Annotated in this window: 2 protein-coding genes; both read left to right on the top strand. The window is 74.4% G+C overall.

Annotated elements, in window-relative coordinates:
• Nucleotides 1-1,899 (top strand): NB-ARC domain-containing protein (locus ACJA3G_RS35200; RefSeq protein ID WP_406557095.1); only part of this gene is annotated, 1,899 nt, incomplete at its 5' end.
• Nucleotides 1,900-2,014: 115 nt separating this feature from the next.
• Nucleotides 2,015-2,239 carry a hypothetical protein gene (locus ACJA3G_RS35195; protein ID WP_406557094.1) on the top strand — a complete coding sequence of 75 codons (225 nt, stop codon included), beginning with the start codon at nt 2,015-2,017 and terminating at the stop codon, nt 2,237-2,239.
• Nucleotides 2,240-2,390 lie beyond the last annotated feature (151 nt).

The raw sequence follows: 2,390 nt of genomic DNA, 5'->3' as shown, positions 1-2,390 counted from the left end.
GCCGCCCAACTCGCCCGGCTGGACGCCTTGATCGCGGAGGAATCACCGGTTTGCCTGGTCACCGGACCCGCGGGCGTCGGCAAGTCCGCACTCACCGTGCACTGGGCCCACCGGAACGCCGACCGCTTCCCCGACGGCCTGCTCTTCGCCGAACTGGGCGGCTTCGGGGCACGCGGCCCGGCGGACGGCGATCTCGTGCTCCAGCGGTTCCTGCGATGCCTGGGCGTCGCCCCCGAGCACGTCCCGGACTCGGCGGAGGGCGCCGCCGCGGTCTACCGGGAGCTGACCGCCGACCTCCGCCTCCTGGTGGTGCTCGACGACGCGGGCTCCTCCGGGCAGGTGCGTCCGCTGCTGCCCGCCGGAGCCGGTTGCGTCACGCTGGTCACTTCGCGGGACCGGCTGGGGGGCCTCGTCGTCTCCGAGGGCGCCCGGCCCGTACCGGTCGACATCCTGGACGACGGCGACTCCACGGCGCTGCTGGTCTCCGTACTCGGAGCCCGGCGCGTCGCCGCCGAGCCCGGCGCCGCCCGCCGTCTGGCCGGACTCTGCGGCGGACTGCCACTGGCCCTGCGCGTGGTGGCGGCCCGCCTCACCTACCAGCCGGACACCTCCCTGGAACGGATGGCCGCACAACTCCTGGACGGCAACCGAAGACTGGCCCTCCTGTCCGTCGACGACCAAGGGCCGCGCGCCGCACTCGGCGCCTCCCTGCGGCACGTCGCGCCCGAGGACCGCCGGATGCTGTACGCCCTCACGTCGCACCCGGGCGGACGCATCGACCTCCACGCGGCGGCTGCCCTGGCCGGTACCACAGAGGACGCCGCGCTGCGCGCGCTCGACGCCCTGGCCGGCGCCCACCTCGTAGTGGAGGGGCGCGACGGCGACTGGTCCCTGCACGACCTGGTCCGCCTGTACGCCCGCACCGCAGGGGAGGGGTCGGGCGGCGCCCCGGCCGGGCCGGGCACGGACAGTGCGCTGCGGCGGCTGGTGGACCTGCTGCTGCACACCTGCCTGGCCGCCACCGAGGCAGCCGAACCGGGTTCCCAGGCGTGCTGCGTCCTGCCGCCCGGCACTTGGCGGCCCTCCTGCCAGACGGAGTTCACCTCCCGGCCCCAGGCCCTGGACTGGTATGCCGATCAGCGTGAACTGCTCGCCCGGACGGTCATCGCGGCGCGTGCCGAGCACCTGCACGCCCAGGCCTGGCGGCTGGGGATCCTGCAGTGGCCGCTCATGGTCCTGCGTCCGCGCGACGAGTGGTGCCCCCTGCTCACCGACGCGCTCGACTCCGTGCAGCGCGACCCCCACGCGGCCGGGGCGGACGGCGAGTCGCGTGTCCGCGCGCTGCTCGGCTGGCTCTTGATCGAGCAGGGCCGGCTGTCCGAGGCCCTGAGCTGCCTGGAGCCGGCGCCCGCGATGGCCACCCATCCGGTCTCCGAGGCGACGGCCCGGATCAACCTCGGCATGGCCTACGCCCGGGCGGGAGAGCCCCGGCCCGCGCGTACCCAGTGTCTGCGCGCACTGGCGCTCGCGGTCCGGTGCGGCCATCTGCCGACCCAGCGGCTGGCCCTGCAGCATCTCGCCAGGTTCGCCCTCGATGGAGGGCGCCCCGAGCAGGCGCTGGCCCACGTTCGGCACGCGTTGACGCTCACTGGTGAGGAGGAGGTCGTCGGGCGGGCGTGGCTGCACCTGCAGAGCGGGCAGGCTCTGTGGGACCTCGGGCGCATCGCCGAGGCGCTGGCGGAGCTGGAGGAGTCGGCGGGGCAGGCGGAGGCGCACGGGCTCGACGAGACGGCCGGGCAGGCCCTGGAACTCCTCTCGCGGATCACCGGCGCCGGGGAGTACGCCGAGCGCCGTGCGGCGCTGGCGGCCAGGGCGGGGGAGGGGAAGCGGCGGACGTGAGCGAAGCGTCAGCGGTACGTCGGTGAATCGTCGACGGGCAGCGAAAGGCTTCTCACGTCCCTGACAGACACAGCCGCACGCGGCTCACACCGAACGGTGGACCTGGCTCATGCGCATGAAAGCGACCGCTACCGGATCCCTGCTCCTGGCAGCCCTCCTGCTCGGCGGCGCCGCCGCCCAGTCCGCGCAGGCGGCCGACTACCGCTACTTCGGCGGGCACTACAAGACGTACGACTCCTGCCGCGCGGCGGGTTCGCTCAGTGTCGGCATGGGGCTGTTCAGCCGCTACGAGTGCGTGGACAACGGGCGCGACGAGTTCGACCTGTACTACGTGAACTGACCCCCGAGCCGGGCCGGTCACCCGGCCGGGCCGACGGCCGTCCGTCAGCTCGGCACGTCGGCCCGGCCGGCGCCCCGCCCGACTGCGGCGCCCCGCAATCCCTCTCTCGGAAGGCATGTCGACCATGTTCGTACGCTCTCCCCGTCCCACC

It is taken from the genome of Streptomyces sp. YS-3, from assembly GCF_045257485.1.
GTDB lineage: Bacteria > Actinomycetota > Actinomycetes > Streptomycetales > Streptomycetaceae > Streptomyces.
Note: the sequence above shows the minus strand (reverse complement) of the source record. Positions and strands in the feature narration are given on the sequence as shown.

What these genes read in the sequence shown, in the direction of transcription:
- ACJA3G_RS35195 (WP_406557094.1), top strand. Translation starts at nt 2,015, where the DNA reads ATGAAAGCGACCGCTACCGGATCCCTGCTCCTGGCAGCCCTCCTGCTC.